Source organism: Nonomuraea sp. B10E15 (assembly GCF_039871615.1).
Taxonomy (GTDB): Bacteria; Actinomycetota; Actinomycetes; order Streptosporangiales; family Streptosporangiaceae; genus Nonomuraea.
Window position 1 is genome coordinate 1 of sequence record NZ_JBDPMB010000019.1, and the last position, 17,022, is coordinate 17,022.

The following is a 17,022-nucleotide window of genomic DNA, read 5'->3' on the forward strand; positions in this document are numbered from 1 at the left end:
TCTGGTCCGTGCCGGGGCGACCTTCGTCAAGGGCAAGCTCGTCGAGCGGCCCGCGGAATCACCGGCGATCGAGGACCAGTCGAGAGCCGCCTAGAAGATCTTGATCCACAGGTCTTGACGATTGCTCCTGTCCTCCCCGTTGCAGGCCGTCGAGGACGACTGCGACCTCAGCCCATTGATCCGGGCTCAGTTTCCACTGCCGCACTTGACCGAGCAAGCGCGCGACCTCTTGATACATCCACTCACCCATCAGCGAGCCTGAATGATCCACTGTTGTGATCGTATGCTCTCGTCTGCAATGCGACGTGATTTCTCGGCAACCCTGCGGAACACGCCTGAGAGCTTCGGTTCGGCTGCGTGGTGGAGCCTACACCGAGCGTCGGAATTAGAAGATGCAACGACACCCTCTGACTGGGCCCCGCAAGCCCTCTCGAGAACCGGACGGACTGGGCTCTACGGGTTCGTCGCCACGCTCCAGCCGGATGCGAACTTCGGCCGCATCCTGGCCGCCTACGGCGGTGTCTTCGTCGCCGGGTCCCTGGCCAGGGGCATGGTCATCGACGGTTTCCGGCCCGACCGGTGGGACGTCGTCGGCGCCTTGATCTGCCTGGCCGGAGTCGCCGTGATCATGTACGCGCCGCGCGGCTGAGCGGCCGGATCGCTACGGTCCTGCCGGGCCCGCGTGGGCGGCCAGGATGCGCCAGCCGTGTTCGTCCGTGTGAACCCAGGTCCGGGTGTAGCTCATCCGCCCGGCGAAGGGCTGGCCGGCGAAGGTGCCCTCCAGCGTGCCGAGGAAGCACGTGACGCCGGTACGCCCCTCGACGATCACGGTGAGATCCTCCTGGACGAGCTTCGTCATGACCTGGGTACGCGAGCGGTGGTTGTGCAGGTCGGCTCCCTTGGCTTCCGTGTGGCACCGGCCGTCCGGCGGGCCGGTGAAGACGAGCCGCTCGTCGAGCAGCCGGTCCAGCTCCTCGACGTCACCGGCGAGTTGCGCCGCCTGAAGTCGCCGCTCTGCCTCGTGTAGCTCATCGGTGAGGGTGCGGTCGGTCATGAAGAGTCCTCCTCCGGACGGGATGTGCTTGATGGGCGGGCATGGTCAGCCGTGCAGGTAGCGCCTGCGCCAGGTACAGGTTGCACAGCACCGCGGCGCGGGTCGCGCGGGTGACGCCCGCGGGCAGCCACAGCGCCCTGACGGGCGGCAGCACCCAGTACACCTCGCCCACGCCGACGCTCAGGACGCCGCGCCGGGTCCGGGCGAGCTGGTGGTGGGTGTGGCTGTGCGGGGGATCCAGTCCCCGAGGCGAGCGGGAACCGGACGACGATGGTCGCGCCGATGTCCTCCTGCGGCACAGTATGGCCCCATCGCGGATTGTGGCCAAATCGTGGCGAATCATAGCGTTGTCCGGGCGCCGATGACTGTGCTGTGCCTTGTCCAGTTCATGCTCGTGCTCGACGACACCGTCGTGAACGTGGCTCTGCCCAGCATCCGCGATGAGCTGGGCTTCAGCGTGTCCGGGCTGCCCTGGGTGGTCAACGCCTACTTCCTGGCGTTCGGCGGGCTGCTGTTGTTGTGCGGGAGGCTGGCCGATCTGCTGGGCCGCCGTCGTGTCTTCCTCGCCGACGTGGCGCTGTTCGGGGTGGTCAGCCTGGCGTGCGGGCTCGCGCAGGAGCCGTGGCAGCTCGTGATCGGGCGGTTCGTCCACGATGGTGCTGACCGACCGCCTGATCGTCATCGAGGACGGCGCCATCGTCCAGCAGGGCGCCCCGGCCGAGGTGGCCCGCCATCCACGTACTGACTACGTGGCCAGTCTGGTCGGGCTCAACCTGTATCGCGCGGCCAGATCGTCCGGATCGAGGACATCGCGGCCATGGTGACCCGAAGTTAGCCCGGAGTGCCGCGCGCATCGTTCTGGGAGAAGGAGCGCCTGTAGGCGGCGGGCGTGGTGCGTACCAGGGTGTGGAAGCGTCTGCGGAGGTTGGTGGCCGACGACAGGCCGACGCGGGCCGCGATCGTCTCCACGGAGAGTTCGGTCTCTTCCAGCAGCGTCCGCGCGGCGGCCACGCGCTGCTGGAGCAGCCATCGGCCGGGGCTGACGCCGAGCTGGTCGGCGAACCTGCGGGCGAGCGTCCGCGGCGCGACCCTGGCCCGCGCGGCGAGGTCGTCGACGGTGAGGGGTTCGTGCAGCCGCTCGGCGGCCCAGTCGAGGACGGGGGCCAGGGAGTGCGGCGGGCGGTCGGCGGCGGCCACGGCGCTGTATTGCAGTTGCCCGCCTTCGCGGTGCGGGGGCATGACCATGTGCCGGGCGACGTGCGTGGCGTAGGCGGCGCCGTGGTCGGCGCGGGCCAGGTGCAGGCACAGGTCGATGCCCGCGGCGGTGCCCGCGCTGGTGGCGACGTCGCCCAGGTCGACGTAGAGCGTGTCGGGCTCCACCAGCACGTCGGGGAAGCGGGCGGCGAGTTCGCCGGTGAGCCGCCAATGGGTGGTCGCCCTGCGGTGGTCCAGCAGCCCGGCCTGGGCCAGGAGGAAGGCGCCCGAGCAGATCGCGATGATCCGGGCACCGCGCCGGTGGGCCCCGCGCACCGCGTCGAGCACGGCGGGCGGCGCGGTGTCCTGGCGGCGGTGCCAGCCGGGGACCACCACCGTGTCCGCCGTGCCGAGCGCCGTCAGGTCCTGGCCGACCAGCATGTCGTAGCCCGCCAGGGTCGGCACCGCGCCCGGCCGCTCGGCGCACACCGTGAACGCGTAGCGCCCCGGCAGGCCGGGCCGGGACAGGCCGAAGACCTCGGCGGCGCAGGCCAGCTCGAACGTGGACTGCGGCGGCAGGACCAACGCGGCCACTCGATGGACACCCATGGCAAGAAAGTACCTGAAAGCGTCAATCATGACACTGGGCTGAGGTGGACGTCCGCCCCGACGATGGGCGCATGACACACGATGCGCATGACGTCCAGATCTTGAACGTCGACGAGGTCGAACCCGTCGAGGTCGTCCCCGGGATCATCCGGCGGCGGCTGCCGGCCACCGAGTGGGCTCGCGGGTGGATGTACGACTTCGCCGCGGGCACCGAGTGGCCCGAGGTGGACGTGCACGAGGGCGAAGAGCGCTACTACGTGATCTCGGGTGAGTTCATCGACCGGGGGCAGCGGCTCGGGCCCGGCAGCTATGTCGTGTTCGCCCCGGGCAGCACGCACCGCCCGCGCACCGAGACGGGCGCCCGCATGCTGGGCATCAGCATCCTCGCCGGGCCCCGTCCTAGCACGTCCTAGAGCGCCGGTCACGTAACCTTGGCTGGATTCGTGATACCTCTTCCTGATCGCGTCTTCGGTCGGGGTCAGGGAGAGGATCCGTGATTCATGCGTCCCGGAGCGTGGCAGCCGCCGGTAGAGCCGTCCCGGGTCGAGCAGACCATCCTGAAGGCGTCAAAGGGCCAAGCTGTTCGTCTTCCTGCGCCTGCACCGGCATGAGCTGTTCGATGAGGCATTCGGGGCCTCCCCCATCGACGTGAACACCGATTTCAGGCGGCAGGTTTCAGGTTATCTGTCGTCTTCTCGTAGGCGATCGGGCTGAGCCGGCCGAGGCGGGAGTGCCGCCGGATCGTGTTGTAGCGGGTGATCCAGCGGAACACGGCCAGGCGCGCAGTCGCGTGAACGCGGGGTGTGGCTGGCGGCTGTCGTCCTGCCGCTGTTCTACGCGGCCTGGCAACTGGCCTGGGCGGCCGGACGGCGAGGCCGAGGGCACCGAACCCGTAGACACCCGCGCGGCCGGGGTTGATCTTCAAGGCCGCCCCGTCCGGTCGCCGTCACTGTCCAGCACGGTGCCCGCGATGAACGGCGCCACCAGGTCACCCGCCTCTCGCTCGGCTTCCTGGGCGGCCTTGCCCGCGGCTTCGAGCACCGCAGCGGCCAGCTCCTCGGAGCCGAGCCGCATGGCGCGCGGGTCGATGGTGAGCCCGCGCAGCGCTCCACCCTGCGTCACCTCGGCCACCACCTTGCCCTGCGCCGCCTCGCCCAGGCCTCTGATGTCGGCTATCTGCCCGCTCAGCCGCTCGATCGCGGCCACGTCCTGCTGAAAGCGGTCACGCAACCGGCCCAGCCTCTCGTCGCCACCTGTGCTGAACGGTTCGACCGGTGATGTCATTCCATCTCCCGACTAGTGTGATCACCGCTTTACGTGGTCAACCAGCCGGAAATACGGGCTATTTCCGTCAGGCGAGCGGGATGAGCAATCCCCGTTCGTCCTCCTGGCGCGGGCCGAGGATCCGGCGCTGTTCCGCGGTGATCGACAGGTCGTTGATGCTGGCCTCACGCCGCCGCATCAGGCCGCCCTCGTCGAACTCCCACAGCTCATTGCCGTAGCTGCGCCACGATCGCCCGTCCGCATCGCGCCACTCGTACTGGAAGCGGACGGCGATGCGGTCGCCGGTGAAGGTCCAGAGTTCCTTGCGGAGCGCATAGTCCAGCTCCTTGGCCCACTTGCGGGTCAGGAAGGCGACGATCTCCTCCCGGCCGGTGACCAGCTCGCCGCGGTTGCGCCAGACCGAGTCGGGCGTGTAGGCGAGGGCCACGCGGTGCGGGTCGCGGGTGTTCCAGGCGTCCTCGGCTGCCTGGACCTTGGCGCGGGCGGTCTCTTCTGTGAAGGGCGGAACGGGCGGGCGGATCATGCGTGCTCCTTGGTGTGCTGCTTCGGGGCGGCGGGGGTCAGTCCGCCTCTGGGAAGATCGCCTGGACGGGGCAGGCGCGGGCGGCCTCTTCGACGGCGGGCCACGACACGTCGCCGGGCGTCGCGTCGTACACCAGCTCGTCATCGTCGTCGAGGCCGAACACCTCCGGGGCGGCGAACACGCACTGGGCGTGGGTCTGGCACAGGCTCATGTCGACGCGGACGCGCATCAGCCTCTCCTCTCGGTGGCCGGAGCCGGGTTGAACCTGGAGAACTTGCCGAACGACCAGCGCTGCGGGAACCCTCCGGTGATCTGGACGGCCCGCTCGACGTCGAAGTCGACCAGCCGCTGGGCGCCGGGCACCGCGGCGGCCCTGCCGGGGTCCCAGTCGACGTGGGCGCGGCCGGTCAACTGCAGCGTCGCGCCGTTCTCCCAGTCGAGGAACAGCAGGCCGCAGCGGGGTTCGAGCGCGAGGTTGCCCAGCGTCATGAACATGGAGTTGCCGGCGTAGTCGGGCCAGGTGAGCCGCCTGCCGCCGGTCACGGTGACGAAGCCGGGGTTGCCGCCGCGATGCGAGGCGTCGGCGCCCTGTCCGGCCGCGTAGGTGCCGGCGAAGAAGGTGTCGGCCGTGGCGACCCACCGCCGCTGGGCTTCGGTCAGCTCGCCGGTGACGACCGCCGCCCTGCTCGCCGCAAGCGTCTCGTCGGCATACGTACGAGTTTGCAGGTATTTCGGGCAGTTGGCGTACACCTGTTCGGTGCGGGTCACGAGCCGGTCGCCGTCCCTGACGGCCCGGCCGTTGACCCGCATCCGGCGGCGGCCTGCCGGTTCGATCACGATCATGCCGAGGTCCCGCTCGGTCTCGAACAGCCCGGCGAGCGGGTCGCCCCTGCCGGGCAGCCGGTCGGCGACGACGGTGCGGTCGTCCGGGGCGGTCAGGAAGCCGGGCGGGCCGGTGATCAGCCCGGCCCAGGCCGCGCCGGCGTCGTCGGCGGTCGCGATCACCGCCAGGCGCTGCTGGCGGAGGAAGTCCGCGGCGACCGGCGGGATCGCCCCGCCGACGCCCGCCGATCCCCATCCGCCGGTGGTCAGACCGGCCCGGCGCTGCACCGCGTGTTCGCCGTCGTGGAGCACCATCGGCTCCTCTCCTTACTGGGGGTCGTCTGTCAGAAGAAGCCGCACGTCGGAGCACCCTGCGTCGGAGCGGGGGCGGTGTCGGCGCCGGTCGGGGCGTAGATCTCCAGGCGGATGCCGTCGGGGTCGGTGAAGAACACGCCGCCGGACGAGGCGCCCTCACCGTGCGGGACGACGCCGTCGTGAAGTGGCTCCGTGCCGAGACCGCGCAGGACGGCCTCGGCGCGGTGGACCGCCTCGATGTCGGGCGCCTCGAACGACAGGTGGTGCAGCCCCGGCCGGTCCACGGGGAACGTGCCGTCGCTCTGCTGCCACAGCGTGAGGATCAGGGTGTTGTCCCGGCCGAGGAAGGCGTAGCGCCGGTCGTCCTCCGCCCGCTCGGCGAAGACCTCGAACTCGAAGACCTGGCGGTAGAAGGCGACAGAACGGGCCAGATCGGTCACGTTCAGACCGACATGCCCGGTCCGCAAGGCCGGTGCGCTCATGAGGGACCTCTCATATTTCTAATGGTTAAATGCTCTTGCATCCGTGATAAGCATGGCGGAGGGTTCTTACGGTGTCAAGCGCCTGGTACCGTGAGAAACGTGGATGTGGCTCACCTCACCGGCGGCGGTGCTCCCCAACTCGGCGAGCCCCTGCCCATCGAACTCGGCAACACCACCCATGCGGTGCGTGGCCGGGTCAGGGACGGCCTGCACACGGTCGAGCACCTCGCCGCGTGGCTGCGCGACATGCGCGACAGGCTCGCCGTCCCCCTCTCCGACGCCGACCTCCAGGACGTGACCGGCGACGACCTCCACCGGGCCAGGGAGCTGCGCGGCGTCATCCGCGCGCTCGCCGACGCTGCGGTCACCGGCCAGGACCCCGCCCCGGACACGGTCGCGACGCTCAACCGCCACGCCGGCAGCGTCCCGCGCTGGCACGAACTGCGTCTCGGCCCCGAGCCGCAGCTGGTCGTGCGCACCACCGGCCGCCCGGTCGCCGCCGCCGTCGCCGCACTGGCCGAGGACGCCGTCACCCTGTTCGCCGGGCCGGTCCGCCACGAGATCCGCGCCTGCCAGGCCCCCGGCTGCGTGCTGTACTTCGTCCGCGACAGCCCACGGCGCGAATGGTGCTCGGGCGGCTGCGGCAACCGGGCCCGAGCCGCCCGCCACTACGCCAAGAAACGGAACCGCTGACCGAGGCGGCAAAACGCCGGCACCGCGCGACCGCTGGGGGCAGCGGGCACGCGGTGCCGGAGGTCGTGCTTACTTGCGCAGGTTGAAGGCTCGGACGGTGGTCTGCTTGATGGTGTTGCCCTCCTTGTCCCAGGCTTCGACCTTGAGGGTCACGGCGCCCTTGGTGGCGCGGAAGGCGGGGTAGCGGGCCTTGGCGGTGTAGGTGCCGTCCTTGGCGTGCTTGACGGAGACGGACGTGTAGGTGACGCCGTCGTCCGTGCTGGCCCACAGCTTCAGCCCGGCGATGTCAGGCATCTTCGACGGGGACGGCGAGTGGTAGGGGGAGACGGTGAACGAGTGCGTGCCTCCGGCGCGCACGCTGTTGGCCATGTCCAGCGTGTCGCCCAGGTCGTAGCTGACGAACACGACAGGGGCGGGCTTGCAAGGCTCCGCCGTGCCGTACAGCACGTCGAGTGAGCAGAACGAGCCGGGCAGCCGGTCGGCCTTGGCCGGGGTGGCGAAGGTCCACTCGGTGTCGTGCCGGTCGTTCTTGGCGGTCAGCCGGTAGCGGCCGGAGTCGGCGGGCAGGGCGAAGACCGGCATCACGGTCGTGCCGCCGACCTGGGCGCGCGGGATCTCCTTGCCGTCCCGGTAGAGGCGGACGTCGAAGCCCGGCTTGGACAGGTCGGTCGTCGGCCAGAAGCCGCCGCTGTACTGCCTGGAGCCCGGGGAGCCGTAACTGGGCTCGAACTCCGCCCACAGGTTGCCGCCCTGGACGCAGATCATGCACCGGAAGTACGGGCCGAGGTTCGCGCCCGGCTTGGCGAGCTTGTAGACCTTGTCAGAGCCGGTCGCGACGCCGGGCGTGAACGGGGTGGCCAGCCATGCCTGCCGGGTGTGGACCGGCTTGTCGAACACTTCCAGGGCCCACTGCGGAATCCGGTCGTCCGTCTGCGAGCCGCGCATCTCCTCCATGCCGTGCGACCAGAGGATGCCGCCGTCGAGCGGTCCGACCCAGTCACGCCGTTCCCGCTGGGTGAGCCGGGGCCCGCCCCACGCGACGAGCCCGGTCGACAGCGGCATGACGTCGTCGGCCTTCTGCGCGTACCGCCAGTCGTTGTAGCGGGCGGAGGCGGCGAGGTGGGTGTCCAGGTCGACCCGGGCCAGGTCGCGTTCCTTGAAGGTGTAGTGCATCGAGCGGGGCACCCGGCCGTCTTCGTACGGGGCGAAGGTGTAGCTGTAGGGCGTCTCCTCGGTGCCGGTCACCCGGACGATGATCCGCTTGCGGCCCCCGAGCAGGTCACGCAGGCCGAGCGCCTCGCGGGAGGGCAGCGACACCGTCGGGATGCCGATGGGCTTGGCCGCCCCGCTGAACGGGGTCTGCGTAAAGCTCAGCGGGATCGCGCAGCCGGTGCCGGGCTTCGGGAAGTGCGCGATCGCGGCGGCGCCCGCGTCGCGGATCGGGCCGACCCGCTCGATCTGGACTCCGCACGCGTCGCCGAACAGGTTCTCCGACATCGGCGCTTCCAGGAGGACGAGCTTGCCGCGCAGGTCACGGCCCGCGATGTCCTCGGGCCTGCCCTCGCCGACGTCGACGACCTCCAGGTCCCGGGTCCCGGTGAACGGCCGGAAGTCGGGGAAGCCGTCGCTCTGCTCGTGCACCCCGAAGGTGTTGTAGCCGTGCAGCGCGGAGGCCGGGTGCAGGGTGAGCTTGCCGCCCCCGCGCACGCTCATGGCGACCTCGGCCTGCCCGAGGGTGAAGCGGGTGTGGAAGCGGAAGGCGCCCTTGGTGACCTTGTCGCCGGGCAGGGCCCACAGCCGGGCCCAGGCGTTCCTGGGCCAGGTGAACCCCATGTAGGGGGTGCCGTCGGCCACGGTCCGCTGGTACGCCAGGTAGGGGATGTTGCTCAACGGCTCGGCCGGCTTCGGGGTGGTGAAGCGGACCTCGGCCAGCTTCCTGGCGTCGAGCGTGATCTCGGTGTCGCCGCTGACGGTGAGCTGGGGGACGGTCAGGAGCGCCAGGTTGTCGCGCTCGTCGTCGCCGACCCAGGTCAGCACCTGCGTCACGCTGAGGACGCCCTGCGGGACGCGGACGACCGTGGTGCCCTCGGCGGTCAGGGCGACTCCGCCGATGAGGCCCTTGCCGCCGGACACGTCGATCGTGTCCTGGGCGACGGGGCTGCGCGGCTTGCCGTCCTGGCCCAGGGTGTGGATGGTGAGCGTGGCCTTGGGCACCTCGCGCACCACGCCCACGGGGCTGCGCAGCTCGACGCCGTCGGCGGTCGCGGTGACGGCGCCGGTGTAGTTGTCCAGCTCCGGAAGCGCCTTGGGGTCGAGGGTGGCGGTGACGGTGGCGGTCCCTCCCGCGGGCACCGTGAGCGTCGTCTCGGCGAGGCTCAGCGCGCCCTCGACCGCGCCGCCGCCGGACGCGCGCAGGTCGGGGGTGAGGGTCAGGGTGACCGGCTGGTCCCCCAGGTTGGCGTAGGTCAGCTCCCCGGTCGCGGGGGCGGAGTCCGCCTCGACCGCGCCGAAGTCCAGCGCCCCGGTGGTGGCGAAGACCTTCTGGGTGTACGCCCTGGCCACGTCGAGCCGGCCGGCGCCCTGCTTGAACACGCTGAGGGCGTCGTCCTTGGCGGTCGACATGAGCGCGGCCTTGATCTGCGGGCCGGTCCAGTCCGGGTGCAGTTGCGCGACGATCGCGGCGGCGCCCGCGACGTGCGGGGTGGCCATCGAGGTGCCGTTCGCGGCCGTGTAGTGCTCGTCGAGCGGGCTGCCCATGACCGTGCCCGCCGCGCGGGCCGCGGCGATGGCCACGCCGGGGGCGGCGATGTCCGGCTTGAGGCCGCCGCCGATGCGCGGTCCCTGGCTGGAGAAGGTGGCCCACTCGTCGCTCTTGTCGACGGCGGCCACGGTCAGCGCGGCGTCGGCCGTGCCGGGGGTGGCGACGGTCTCGGCGCCGGACGCTCCGGCGTTGCCCGCGGCGATCACGAACAGCGCGCCGGTGGAGGCGGTGAGCGCGTCGACCGCCTGGCTCATCGGGTCGGTCCCGTCGGTGGCGTCGCCGCCGAGGCTCATGCTGATCACCTTGGCGCCGGAGGCGGCGGCCCACTCCATGCCCTCGATGATCTGGGAGTCGGTGCCGGAACCCTCGTTGGACAGCACCTTGCCGACGATCAGCTCGGCGCCGGGCGCGACGCCCTTGAACTTGCCGCCGGCCGCCGCGCCTGACCCGGCGATGGTGGAGGCGACGTGGGTGCCGTGGCCGTGGCCGTCCCGCACCTCCTGGCCGGGGATGAAGGACCGGCTGCCGGTGATCCGGCCGGCCAGGTCGGGGTGCTCGGCGTCGACGCCGGTGTCCAGGACGGCGACCTTCACGCCGCTGCCGTCGTGACCCCCGGCCCACGCCTGCGGGGCGCCGATCATCGGGACGCTCTCCGCGAGGTCGGCCTTGACCTTGCCGTCCAGCCACACCTTGGCGATGTCGCCGCGCAGCGTGTCGAGCACGTTGGCCGGCCCGGCGAACCCGTTGGCGCCCTTGCTGTCCGGTACGGCCCGCACCGCGCTCCAGAACGCGCCCGCCTCCGCCTTGGTGACCCGGAGCGCCGAGGCGTTGACGCTCTCCAGGGCGAGCACGGGCTCGCTGGCGGGGATGGCCTGGGCCGCCGAGGCCACGGCCTGGTCGCTGTGCTCCCCGGGGTACTGGACGATGACGGGAACCTGCTCGGTCTCGTCGTCGGTGTAGCCGTTCTCGGCCAGGTAGGTGACGTTGAACAGCTCCCGGTCCAGGCGACCGGCGTTGATGGCGGGCACGGCGTCGCTCGGGGTGACGTACACGCCCTTCGGGGTGGCGAGCGTGGTGAGCTGGGCGGTGGTGCCGTCGGGGCGGACGCCCGCCTCGGGGCGCACGGCGTACGTGCCGCCGCCCGTGTCGGTGAGCCGTACTCGGTCGCCGGTGATCAGGGTGACGGTGCGGTCGCCTGGGCCCAGTCCGGTCAGCGTGACGGGGCCGGTGGCCGGGGTGGCGGCGGGGGCGGGTTCCTGGGCCTGGGCGGAGGCGCCGGGCACGGCGAGGGTGCCTAGGGCCAGGGCCGAGGCGGCGAGGAGCGCGCCGGTGCGGCGGCGCCCGGGAGAGGGGGGATCATGCGGAGGCCTGCGTGGGGACATGCGGGGGTGCCCTTTCGGGGTGGGAGGGGGGAAGATCAGACGGGCTCGAACCCTTCGGGGGCGTCGTCGAGGGGTTCGATGACCGGCCTCTCCGGCGGAGCCGCCGGTCCTTTCTGCGCTGGGTCGGCGTCGGCCGGTTCGCCATCGGCTGAGTCGGTTTCGGGCATGCCGTAAGCGTGGCCCGAATCCCTTCGGGGGACTATGGGTAGGGCACCCCATTCGCGGCCCCCGTACCGGGTGGGTCACTACGGGGGTGTTCGACCCCGAGGTGCGCGCCGAGTGCGGCGCGGGAGCGCAACCCGAGCTTGCGCAGCGCGGCGCCGAGGTGCTTCTCCACCGTTCTGGGCGAGACGAACAGTTGCTGGCCGATCTCCCGGTTGGTCAGCCCGGCGGCGGCCATTTCGGCTATCTCCCGCTCACGGGGGGACAGGTCGGCGCCGTAACCCTGCGGCCCGCCGGGATAGCGGCCCTTGACCGTCACGCCGTGCCTGCGGGCGAGCTGCGCGGCGCGGTCGAGGTCCCACCGGGCGGCCAGGTCCCGGAACGTCGTCATCGCCTCCAGCAGCGGCTCCCCCGCCCACGGGTCACCGGCGGCGAACAGACGCCCGGCGGCCAGCTCGCGCGCCTGGGCCGCCTCGTACGGCGCGCCCAGCAGGTCGTAGCCGGCCGCCGCCGCGCGGAACCGCGCCGCTGCGGGCGCGTCCCCGGCGGTGAGGTGCCCGCGCGCGTGCGCCAGCGCCGCCGCCGCCATCGGCGCGTCGAGGCCGCCGAGCCGCGCCGACAGCCGCTCCGCCAGCGCGACGGCCTCCTCCCGCCGGTCCACCGCGACCATGGCCTCGGCCAGCGCGGGCAGCGCACGCACCGCCAGCGGCCAGAGCCCCTTGGTCTCCCACACGGCGACCGCCGCCTCGGTCGCCGCGAGCGCGGCCTGGGCCTCGCCGCTCGCCGTGGACAGCCGCAGGAACCCGGCCGCCGACAGCGGAAGCAGCTCGTAGGCGCCCAGAGCCAGGGCTTTCCCTGCGACCTCGGGCAGCTCGCGCCTGGCCGTGTCGAGTTCGCCGCGCGCCAGCGCCAGGCAGGCCGCGACGGTCTCGGCGCCGAGGCGGTCGAACGGGCGCCCACCGTACTCGTCGAGCAGCAGCGCGGTCTCCTCCTCCAGGCCGTCCCACCGGCCCTGACAGCAGGCCAGCAGCAGCGCGACCAGCCGGCAGCGCGACAGCGGCTCGCGTGACGACTCCTCACCGGCCGCGCCCCGCATCGCCGCCGTCAGCAACTCTGCGGCGACCTCGTAGCCGCCCGCGAGACAGGCGTTCTCCGCGATGGACCGGTACGCGCCCACCTCCTGCCGATGCCCCGGCAGGCCGCCGGTCCTGCGGCGCACCTCCTCGGTCAGCCCCAGCCAGCGCGGATCGCCGTACCCGCAGAAGGAGGTCGCGATCTTGCCGAGGACGAAGACCTCCTCGACCGGGTCGCCGACGGCCGGGACCGCCTCCAGCGCCCGCTCCAGCCACACGACGTGCTCGGCCAGCGGCACCCGTGCGTCCATCGGCCTGCCGAGCGCCGCCATCACCCACGCCGCCAGCGCGGGCCGGTCGGCGAGGTCGCCCGCGGCGGCGGCGAAGGCGCGGCGCTGCGCGCCGGGGTCCCCGCCGAGCCGCTCCTGGAGCAGCCCGATGAGGAAGTGAAGCTGACCGCGCAGCGGGCCAGGCTGCTCCGACTCCAGCGCCTGTGACAGCAGATCGATGACCTCCGGCGGGCGCAGCACCTGCGGGGCCGCCCAGCCCAGCCGCACCGCCAGGCGGCCCCGGCGGGCCGGGTCGAGCGGCGCGTGGCGCAGCACGTCCTCCAGGATCCGCACGGCCTCGGCGTCGTCGCCGAGCTGCGACGCCTGCTCGGCGGCCTGTTCCGCGGCTTCGACCCAGTCGGCCAGCCGTCCGGCCTGGCGCAGGTGGTGGGCCTCCTGGCCGAGCGGCACCGGCTTCAGCTCCCGCACGGCCGCCGCCGCCCGCGCGTGCAGCTCCTGCCGCCGCCCGAGCGGGATCGCGCCGTACACCGCCTGCGCGGTCAGCACATGGCGGAACGCCACCGCCCCGGCCTGTTCCGCCAGCAGTCCGGAGACCAGCAGTTCGTCCACCCCGGCCACGGTCTCGCCCCTCGGCAGGCCGCTCACCCGGGCCAGTTCCGCCGGCCGCACCGGCACCTGGAGCACCGCCGCCGCCTCCGCCACCGCACGCGCCTCCCCGGGCAGCCGCGCCACCCGCTCACGCACCGAGTCGCGTACACCCGGCGGCACGTCGAGTTTCGCCACCGCCTTGCGCGCCCATCGCCCGCTGCGCAGCCTGATCAGCGCGCCCCGGGCGCGCAGCAGCGCCATCAGCTCCTGTACGGCCAGCGGCAGCCCCGACGACAGCTCGTACAGGTGCGCGCCGAAGTCGGCGGTGACCCCAGCCTCGCCGAGAATGGCGGCGGCCAACTCCCCGGTCTGCGCGGCGTCCAGAGCCTTCAGCAGGATGTGATCGTGGAAGACCGCGTCGGCGGGCCGCCCGGTCACCTCCCTGACCACGGCATCGGCCTCCTCCCCCCGGTAGGTGAGCACGACCGACATCCCGGGCGGCGGCACCGCCAGCGCGTAGGCGAGGAACTCGGCGGTCTGCTCGTCGGCCCAGTGCAGGTCCTCCACCACCAGCACCACGGGCCCGAGCGCCCGCAGCACCTCGGCCAGGCCACGGAACAACCGGTGACGTTCCGCGGCCCGGTCGTCCAGCGGCTCCAGCGACGGCGGCAGCACCGGCGCCAGCTCGGGCAGCAGGCCGCGCAGCGCGCCCGCGACCGGCGACAGCTCGGCCCGCGCGAGCGGGTCACCGGCGCCGCGTAACGCCTCCACCAGGGGGCCCAGCGGAAACGGCTCTCTGATACGCCGGGCGCCGCCGCGCAGCAGCAGCCGACCGGCCATCTCGGGACGGGCCGCCAGCTCGGCCAGCAGCCTGCTCTTGCCGATGCCGGCCTCGCCTTCGAGCACCACCACGGCGGGCGGCCGGCTCACCGCCGCGACCAAGCGCCGCAGCTCCTCCTCACGCCCGACCAGAACCGGCGAGATCACCCGCCCCGCGACCGTGCCGCCATCCGACATCGGGAACGCCTCCGCTCACCTGGCCCAGCCTGGATCATTCATACAGCAAACGCCCATAAAGGCTCACGGGTGGGCTTGTGCGTTCTGCATGCCCACCGGTGCACGAAGAACTACTGGTGAGGACCCCAGACGCCCAGGATGAAGGGCATGAGTTCCGACATCCAGCCCTTCCGTATCGAGGTTCCGCGGGGAGTCGATGATCAGCAGGCTCGGCGGCAGGACGTCGGGATGGTCGAGCGCGGCGGCTTCCGCGAGCCGCTCTTCGCTAACGATCGGCCCCTGTTGACCGACGCGTCTCAGACCGCCTGCGGTCTCGTTGCGGACACCGTCTCCAACGAGGCCGCCCAGGTCAGAGGCCCGCAACGATCAGCGGCTCAAGATAATGGTCGCTTGTGAAACAGCCCGTACCGGCCGGGAACATGCTGGCGTCCGTTGTTTCATAGGTCGGTGCAAAACCTTTGACGGGTGAAACGCACCCATGAAACGACCTCGGAGTGCATGACGACGACTTTCTCCGCGTGGAGGCCCACGACTGCCCGATGTCCTCCTGCGCCGCCCCGGCCGGCTCGCCGTACAAGATCGGCTACGCCCGTGCCTCGACGCTGCGGCAGTCGCCGGATACCCAGCTCGACTCCCTCAAGGCGGCCGGAGCGAGCCGGATCTCTTTTCGGAGAAGATCTCCACCCGCGCCACGAGGCGGCCCGAACTCGAGCGGGCCGTGGACCTGGCCCGCGAGATGCGCACCTCCGGCATCGCCGTCACCCTGGTCGTCCACGAGCACAAGCGACTTGGCCGCGGCCTGGCCCTGGCCGAACTCGCCGCACAACTGCGCGCCGCAGGCGTCGCCCTGGAGTTCCTCACCGGCGAGCTGCAAGGAAGCCATGATCCGTCCGGCGTGGTGTTCGCCGTGCTGGCCGCCCTGTCGGGGACGGAACGCGAATACATCCGCGACCGCACCCTGGAAGGTCACGAGTCCGCCCGTAAGAACGCAAGGCCATCGGCGGCGCCACCGTCACCGACCCCGCCATGCTGTCCATGGCCCTGCATCTGCGCGACCACGACGAACAGAACGCGCCGAAGACACGGACGTGAGCGCCGAGCCCGTGGCCCACCACCGTAATTGAACCGAGACCTCCTCCACAGGACCTTCGTTACCGCAGGTTAGACGGTAATTCGTTGGGAATTTCTTCAGTGCTAGCGGGACCCCTACGAGGGGAAGCCCAATGTGCGATTCCCTCCGTCATGGGGGCGCCGAAGGTCGCGCTGCGGCTGACTCCGAAACCGGTCTCGCTGATGCGTATCAGCCGCCTGGCCGACTCTCTCGAAGGGGTCGAAAGACGTCGTGTACGCCCGTAGCAACCGCGCCCTCGTGGGCAAGGTGACCTGGTCGGGCAGCGTACGGAACAAGCGGACGGGCGCCACCCTGCCGCTCGACCACATCAACCACCCGCCCGAGGTCCCCGTCGGCACGGCGCCGGGCGCCGTCGTCAAGTTCACCCCCAAGTTCGCCTCCGCCACCCCGTCCGGACCCGGCGTGGAGGTCATCCTCGACGCCCAGGGCCGCGTGACCGAGACGTCCAGCACCCGCGGCACGAAGCTCACGCAGGACCAGACGTCCCTCCAGGCCGCCGGCGGCCTCTTCGGCAGCAACCCCCGCGCCACCGTCGGCACCACCGAGGACAAGAAGATCGTCCTCGCCACGATCGACGGCCGGATGTCCACCGGCGTCGGCACCACCCTCAAGGAGAGCGCCGCCGTCGCCAAGGCACTGGGCATGCACGACGCCATCAACCTCGACGGCGGCGGCTCCGCCACCATGTCCCTCAAGGGCCGACTCATCAACAAACCCTGCGGCTCCAGAGAACGCGCGGTAGGCGACGCTCTCATCTTCGTCGACCCCCCTACCGGCCCCGCTGACCCGTCAGCCCTTCTCCGCGCCCGCCGTCAGCCCCGACACCATCGCGCGCTGGGCCGCGAAGAAGCCGATCAGGACCGGTACCGTGATGGCGATCGACCCGGCCATGAGCACGGTGACCGGCACGTCGAACTGGGCGAGCTGCGACACTCCGAGCGAGACGGTCCAGCGCTCGCGGTCGTCGATGAGGAAGAGCAGGGCGTACAGGTACTCGTTCCACGCGATCATGAAGATGTACAGGCCGGTCGCCGCGATCCCGGGCATGGTCATGGGCAGCACGATCCGACCGATGATCTGCATCCGGCCGGCTCCGTCGATCGCCCCGGCCTCCTCCACGGAGACCGGGACCGACTCGAAGTAGTTACGGAGCATGTAGATCGCCAGCGGCACGGTCGTCGCCATATAGATGATCACAAGGCCGACGAGCGACCCGCGCAGGCCGAGACGGCTGAAGAGCACGTACAGCGGCACCGCCAGGGCGATGCCCGGCAGCACGTACACCGAGAGGAACAGCGCGCCCACGGCGCCCCGGCCGCGGAAGCGCAGCCGCGCCGTCGCGTAGGCGCCGAGCACGCAGACGACGAGGGTCGCGAGAGTGGTGAGCGCGGAGAGCACGAACGAGTTCACCATGAACCGCAACAGGTCGAACCCGCCCTCCCCCCGGCCGCGCAGCGCCGTCGAGTACGCCGACAGGTCGAAGGTGCCCGGCAGGATCGCGAGCGGATCAGCGGCGACGTCGGCGAACGACCGCAGCGACAGGCCGATGGCGTACAGCAGGGGGAACGCCGCGAAGACCACGATCACAACGATGACGACGACGCGGACGACGCCGGCGACCGCTTCGCTCCCGGACATACG

General features: G+C 71.6%; 15 protein-coding genes and 3 pseudogenes. 6 read left to right on the top strand and 12 right to left on the bottom strand.

Annotated features, from left to right (window positions below; genetic code table 11):
* Nucleotides 1-298: 298 nt before the first annotated feature.
* Complete coding sequence (locus ABGB14_RS36920) at nucleotides 299-649, top strand: YnfA family protein (protein WP_347648494.1); 351 nt, start codon at nucleotides 299-301, stop codon at nucleotides 647-649.
* 12 nt (nucleotides 650-661) lie between these two features.
* Here ABGB14_RS36920 and ABGB14_RS36925 read toward each other — a convergent pair whose 3' ends face one another.
* Nucleotides 662-1,054, bottom strand: coding sequence for a nuclear transport factor 2 family protein (locus tag ABGB14_RS36925; protein ID WP_347648495.1), 393 nt, complete (start codon nucleotides 1,052-1,054; stop codon nucleotides 662-664).
* 361 nt (nucleotides 1,055-1,415) lie between these two features.
* Between ABGB14_RS36925 and ABGB14_RS36930 the strand changes: the two are divergent.
* Both ABGB14_RS36930 and ABGB14_RS36935 read left to right on the top strand, forming a co-directional pair.
* Nucleotides 1,416-1,691: pseudogene (locus ABGB14_RS36930) on the top strand (MFS transporter); the annotation flags it as partial.
* 16 nt (nucleotides 1,692-1,707) lie between these two features.
* Nucleotides 1,708-1,836, top strand: a pseudogene (locus ABGB14_RS36935) (ABC transporter ATP-binding protein); the annotation flags it as partial.
* Nucleotides 1,837-1,885: 49 nt separating this feature from the next.
* Here ABGB14_RS36935 and ABGB14_RS36940 read toward each other — a convergent pair.
* A complete protein-coding gene (locus ABGB14_RS36940) occupies nucleotides 1,886-2,857 on the bottom strand; it encodes a helix-turn-helix domain-containing protein (protein ID WP_347648496.1) in 972 nt (323 codons plus the stop codon).
* 71 nt (nucleotides 2,858-2,928) lie between these two features.
* On the opposite strand from ABGB14_RS36940, the gene ABGB14_RS36945 reads away from it, so the two are divergent.
* Nucleotides 2,929-3,270, top strand: coding sequence for a cupin domain-containing protein (locus ABGB14_RS36945; protein WP_347648497.1), 342 nt, complete (start codon nucleotides 2,929-2,931; stop codon nucleotides 3,268-3,270).
* A gap of 248 nt (nucleotides 3,271-3,518) precedes the next feature.
* Here ABGB14_RS36945 and ABGB14_RS36950 read toward each other — a convergent pair.
* The 6 genes and pseudogenes from ABGB14_RS36950 to ABGB14_RS36975 all read right to left on the bottom strand — a co-directional run.
* A pseudogene (locus tag ABGB14_RS36950) lies at nucleotides 3,519-3,641 on the bottom strand (IS3 family transposase); the annotation flags it as partial.
* 137 nt (nucleotides 3,642-3,778) lie between these two features.
* The gene (locus tag ABGB14_RS36955; RefSeq protein WP_347648498.1) at nucleotides 3,779-4,141 is read right to left on the bottom strand and encodes a YbaB/EbfC family nucleoid-associated protein; all 363 of its coding nucleotides are present in this window, start codon (nucleotides 4,139-4,141) and stop codon (nucleotides 3,779-3,781) included.
* A 67-nt stretch (nucleotides 4,142-4,208) separates the two neighbouring features.
* On the bottom strand, nucleotides 4,209-4,664 hold the full coding sequence (locus ABGB14_RS36960) for a nuclear transport factor 2 family protein (protein ID WP_347648499.1): 456 nt from the start codon (nucleotides 4,662-4,664) through the stop codon (nucleotides 4,209-4,211).
* Nucleotides 4,665-4,701: 37 nt separating this feature from the next.
* Nucleotides 4,702-4,893, bottom strand: coding sequence for a ferredoxin (locus ABGB14_RS36965; RefSeq protein ID WP_347648500.1), 192 nt, complete (start codon nucleotides 4,891-4,893; stop codon nucleotides 4,702-4,704).
* Entirely contained in the window at nucleotides 4,893-5,801 is a 909-nt protein-coding gene (locus tag ABGB14_RS36970) for a pyridoxamine 5'-phosphate oxidase family protein (RefSeq protein WP_347648501.1), read from the bottom strand. Before ABGB14_RS36970 ends, ABGB14_RS36965 begins: the two co-directional genes overlap by 1 nt.
* 29 nt (nucleotides 5,802-5,830) lie before the next feature.
* A complete protein-coding gene (locus tag ABGB14_RS36975) occupies nucleotides 5,831-6,283 on the bottom strand; it encodes a VOC family protein (RefSeq protein ID WP_347648502.1) in 453 nt (150 codons plus the stop codon).
* 99 nt (nucleotides 6,284-6,382) lie between these two features.
* On the opposite strand from ABGB14_RS36975, the gene ABGB14_RS36980 reads away from it, so the two are divergent.
* Complete coding sequence (locus ABGB14_RS36980; RefSeq protein WP_347648503.1) at nucleotides 6,383-6,976, top strand: ABATE domain-containing protein; 594 nt, start codon at nucleotides 6,383-6,385, stop codon at nucleotides 6,974-6,976.
* Nucleotides 6,977-7,045: 69 nt separating this feature from the next.
* On the opposite strand, the gene ABGB14_RS36985 is transcribed toward ABGB14_RS36980, so the two are convergent.
* Together ABGB14_RS36985 and ABGB14_RS36990 are read right to left on the bottom strand one after the other, a co-directional pair.
* Entirely contained in the window at nucleotides 7,046-11,119 is a 4,074-nt protein-coding gene (locus ABGB14_RS36985; protein WP_347648504.1) for a S8 family serine peptidase, read from the bottom strand.
* A gap of 199 nt (nucleotides 11,120-11,318) precedes the next feature.
* Nucleotides 11,319-14,249 carry an AAA family ATPase gene (locus ABGB14_RS36990; RefSeq protein WP_347648505.1) on the bottom strand — a complete coding sequence of 977 codons (2,931 nt, stop codon included), beginning with the start codon at nucleotides 14,247-14,249 and terminating at the stop codon, nucleotides 11,319-11,321.
* A gap of 147 nt (nucleotides 14,250-14,396) precedes the next feature.
* Between ABGB14_RS36990 and ABGB14_RS36995 the strand changes: the two genes are divergently transcribed.
* The gene (locus ABGB14_RS36995) at nucleotides 14,397-14,645 is read left to right on the top strand and encodes a hypothetical protein (protein WP_347648506.1); all 249 of its coding nucleotides are present in this window, start codon (nucleotides 14,397-14,399) and stop codon (nucleotides 14,643-14,645) included.
* A 187-nt stretch (nucleotides 14,646-14,832) separates the two neighbouring features.
* Here the strand turns inward: ABGB14_RS36995 and ABGB14_RS37000 are convergent, their stop codons facing one another.
* Both ABGB14_RS37000 and ABGB14_RS37005 read right to left on the bottom strand, forming a co-directional pair.
* Nucleotides 14,833-15,219, bottom strand: a complete 387-nt coding sequence (locus tag ABGB14_RS37000; protein ID WP_347648507.1) for a hypothetical protein — start codon at nucleotides 15,217-15,219, stop codon at nucleotides 14,833-14,835.
* A 951-nt stretch (nucleotides 15,220-16,170) separates the two neighbouring features.
* A complete protein-coding gene (locus ABGB14_RS37005; RefSeq protein ID WP_347648508.1) occupies nucleotides 16,171-17,019 on the bottom strand; it encodes a carbohydrate ABC transporter permease in 849 nt (282 codons plus the stop codon).
* Nucleotides 17,020-17,022 lie beyond the last annotated feature (3 nt).

Coding starts and splice junctions, on each gene's coding strand:
- ABGB14_RS36940 (WP_347648496.1), bottom strand. CDS start 2,857: ATGGGTGTCCATCGAGTGGCCGCGTTGGTCCTGCCGCCGCAGTCCACG.
- ABGB14_RS36920 (WP_347648494.1), top strand. CDS start 299: ATGCGACGTGATTTCTCGGCAACCCTGCGGAACACGCCTGAGAGCTTC.
- ABGB14_RS36925 (WP_347648495.1), bottom strand. CDS start 1,054: ATGACCGACCGCACCCTCACCGATGAGCTACACGAGGCAGAGCGGCGA.
- ABGB14_RS37005 (WP_347648508.1), bottom strand. CDS start 17,019: ATGTCCGGGAGCGAAGCGGTCGCCGGCGTCGTCCGCGTCGTCGTCATC.
- ABGB14_RS36985 (WP_347648504.1), bottom strand. CDS start 11,119: ATGTCCCCACGCAGGCCTCCGCATGATCCCCCCTCTCCCGGGCGCCGC.
- ABGB14_RS36960 (WP_347648499.1), bottom strand. CDS start 4,664: ATGATCCGCCCGCCCGTTCCGCCCTTCACAGAAGAGACCGCCCGCGCC.
- ABGB14_RS36945 (WP_347648497.1), top strand. CDS start 2,929: ATGACACACGATGCGCATGACGTCCAGATCTTGAACGTCGACGAGGTC.
- ABGB14_RS36955 (WP_347648498.1), bottom strand. CDS start 4,141: ATGACATCACCGGTCGAACCGTTCAGCACAGGTGGCGACGAGAGGCTG.
- ABGB14_RS36990 (WP_347648505.1), bottom strand. CDS start 14,249: ATGTCGGATGGCGGCACGGTCGCGGGGCGGGTGATCTCGCCGGTTCTG.
- ABGB14_RS36995 (WP_347648506.1), top strand. CDS start 14,397: ATGAGTTCCGACATCCAGCCCTTCCGTATCGAGGTTCCGCGGGGAGTC.
- ABGB14_RS36975 (WP_347648502.1), bottom strand. CDS start 6,283: ATGAGCGCACCGGCCTTGCGGACCGGGCATGTCGGTCTGAACGTGACC.
- ABGB14_RS36970 (WP_347648501.1), bottom strand. CDS start 5,801: ATGGTGCTCCACGACGGCGAACACGCGGTGCAGCGCCGGGCCGGTCTG.
- ABGB14_RS36965 (WP_347648500.1), bottom strand. CDS start 4,893: ATGCGCGTCCGCGTCGACATGAGCCTGTGCCAGACCCACGCCCAGTGC.